4 protein-coding genes are annotated in these 2924 nt (G+C 64.3%); 3 read left to right on the plus strand and 1 reads right to left on the minus strand.

Translation table 11 applies throughout. The features are described from left to right. Positions 1–726: glycerophosphodiester phosphodiesterase family protein (locus I5W_RS06760; RefSeq protein ID WP_252716922.1), on the minus strand; the 726-nt coding region annotated here is incomplete at its 3' end. A 142-nt stretch (positions 727–868) separates the two neighbouring features. Here I5W_RS06760 and I5W_RS06765 point away from each other — a divergent pair. The 3 genes from I5W_RS06765 to I5W_RS06775 all read left to right on the plus strand — a co-directional run. Next, entirely contained in the window at positions 869–1225 is a 357-nt protein-coding gene (locus I5W_RS06765) for a 2TM domain-containing protein (RefSeq protein WP_044528655.1), read from the plus strand. Between the two features lie 49 nt (positions 1226–1274). Beyond that, entirely contained in the window at positions 1275–2417 is a 1143-nt protein-coding gene (locus tag I5W_RS06770; RefSeq protein WP_044528656.1) for a sensor histidine kinase, read from the plus strand. A 15-nt stretch (positions 2418–2432) separates the two neighbouring features. Further along, positions 2433–2924 (plus strand): LytR/AlgR family response regulator transcription factor (locus I5W_RS06775; protein WP_044528657.1); only part of this gene is annotated, 492 nt, incomplete at its 3' end.

The raw sequence follows: 2924 nt of genomic DNA on the forward strand, positions 1-2924 counted from the left end.
CATGTTGGCGGCGGGGTTCAGGGGCGGCGGCAGGACGTCATCCGGGCCGCTGTCCTGGTGTTTGCTTTCCCAGTAGTACTTGCCGGTGTGCAGGCTGCTGGGGCCCAGGCGGGCGTACTTGACCATCAGGATCATCTCCACCACCAGCAGGAAGGTGTAGAACAGCACGAACCCGGCCAGGAGGCGCGCTTGCCAGTCCTCGGCCATCACATCGACCAGGTAGCCACGCGGCAGGGCCGGCGCCGCTTCCTTGGCCGCCAGCAGGGCCTCGAAGGAGAACGAGGACAGCACCGGCAGCGCCGACCCGCTCTTGCCTTCAAAGCGGCGCGCCACCGCCTGGGCGGTCAGTTCGGCGGTACGGCGGGCGTATTGCGGGGCTGCCGGCTTGATCTCGACATTCATCCAGATGCCGTGCGCCAGGCAAAAGTCCAGGCCCTGCTCCAGGGTGCAGATGCGTTCCCCGGCAAAACGCGCATCCAGCCAGGCACCGGCTTCCAGCTCGCGCAGTTCGGCCCAGTCGGTCTCGGCGATCTTTCCCGCGCCCGGCAGGGTGCGGCCACGCTGTGGGTCGTGCATCAGGATGGGGACCTCGTCGCGGGTGAGCATGACGTCAAATTCGACCGCGCGATAACCGTGTTCAAGCCCGGTGCGAAAAGCGGCCAGGGTATTTTCCGGCGCCAGCGTGCCGCCGCCGCGATGGGCGAGGATGGGGGGATAGGGCCACATGAGGTTCTCCGAAATAAGGGGATGGGAGGGCAGGCATTGCTTGAGACTGGGCGCATAAGGTAGAGCAGATCACGCCGCGCTTCAAGCATCTGGCACCGCAAAAAACGCTGCTGGTCGCCCGGTGCTGGAGAGGAGCGACCACGTGGCGCATCCTTGGCGCATCTTCCACCCACCCAGCGAGTCCATCATGCGCCCATCCGACACCACCACCCTGCCCGACCCGAGCCATCCCTCCAGTCCCATTACTGCCGCTGACCATGACCGTGCCGAACGCCGGGTAGAGCGACAACTGGGCTTTTTCCGCCACCTGGCCATCTACTTGGCAGTCAACGCCGGACTGCTGCTGTTGAATCTGGCCGGCCCGCATGACCACTGGTGGAGCCTGGGACCTCTCCTTGGCTGGGGAATCGGGGTACTATTCCACGCCTTGAGCGTATTCGGGCGCTTACCCGCCAGCTGGAAGCAGGCGATGATCGCCCGTGAACTGCGCCGCCGCTGACATGGCCCTGCCAGCGCGTGCGGCTTGTTTGCTTCATCCACAGGAACGCATGACCCAACACGATACTTCCGTCCCCCACCGCTTCATCATCCTGCTGCGCGAGCTGGCGCTATCGCTATTGCCCACGCTGGTGATCAACCTGCTGTGCGCACTGGCTGTGACCTACCTGATGCGCATCGGCGGCAGCTTCTATGAAAACCTGCAGGTGTCGATGTGCATCGGCCTGCTGGCCATGCTGCTCATCAACGGTACGCGTTTGGCGATCTGGGGCGATGGCGAGCCCAACAAGCTGGGCTTCCTGGTGATCATCACGGTGATGGCACCGCTGTCGGTATTGCTGGGGCGCATCCTGGCCAGCCTGTTGCTGGACCAGCCGATCCTGAGCCTGATGCCCGAACATCGCGATAACGTCATTGCGGTCATCGTCCTGACCTTCCTGGTCTGCTTCGGCGCCACCCTGTTCTTCTGGAACCGCCAGAAGATGGCCGCTCTGCAGGCGCACGCCAGCCAGGTCGAAAAGCAGGCAGTGCAGGCCCAGTTGCAGATGCTGCAGGCCCAGATCGAGCCGCACATGCTGTTCAATACGCTGGCCACGCTGCAATCGCTCATCAGCACCGATCCGCTGCAGGCCGAACTGATGTTGAACCAACTGGTGCAATACCTGCGCACCACACTGTCGGCCTCCCGTGCCGACAGCACATCACTGCAAAAGGAATTCGATCTGATCAAGGCCTATCTCGGCCTGATGTCGCTGCGCATGGGATTGCGTCTGAGCTATACCCTGCAACTACCGGAACACCTGGGCCGGCTGCGCCTGGCGCCGATGCTGTTGCAGCCGCTGGTGGAAAATGCCATCAAGCACGGCCTGGAACCCAAGGTCGCAGGCGGCAACTGCACCGTGCGCGCTGCCGTCCACAACGACATGCTGGTGCTGAGCGTGCTCGATACCGGCGTCGGCCTGCCCACCAGCATCAGCCTGAACCAGCCGCCGGCGCAGAAGGAACCGGTCATCGGTATGCACTTCGGTCTGGACAATATCCGCGAACGCCTGGCCACGCTCTATGGCCCGCTGGCCGAACTGATCATCACCCACAACGTGCCGGCCGGGGCCATGGCGCAGATCACCATTCCCCTCAAGGCGCTCAAGGCGGCGCACCGCAGCAGCAAGCACAGCCGCCTGCTCGATAGCTGAATCACCGGAGGCCCCATGGCTGCACCCACTGCCCTGATTGCCGAAGACGAACCGCTGCTGGCCCAGGCGCTGCGCCAGGCCCTGGCGCGCTGCTGGCCGGAATTGCCGACACCACAACTGGCGGCCAATGGCGACGAGGCGCTGGAGCAGGCCTTGCTGTTGCAGCCGGATGTGCTGTTCCTGGATATCAAGATGCCGGGGCGCAACGGCCTGGAGGTAGCGCGCGAACTGGCCGAGGAATGGCCGGCGCAACGCCCCTTCCCACTGATCGTCTTCGTCACCGCCTATGACGACTACGCGCTGCAAGCCTTCGAACGCGCCGCCATCGACTACCTGCTCAAGCCCGTCAGCCAGGAGCGACTGGCACTGACCGTCACACGTCTGCAAAGCCTGCTGGCCCAACGCGCCGCAGGCGAGCAGGAAGCCCAGTTGGAGCGCGCCCTGGCACAGCTACGGACGCTGTCGACATCGCTCACGGAAGAAGCACCGCCGCGGCTGGACTATATC

This window comes from Herbaspirillum sp. B65, assembly GCF_000333555.1.
Classification (GTDB): Bacteria; Pseudomonadota; Gammaproteobacteria; order Burkholderiales; family Burkholderiaceae_D; genus Herbaspirillum; species Herbaspirillum rubrisubalbicans.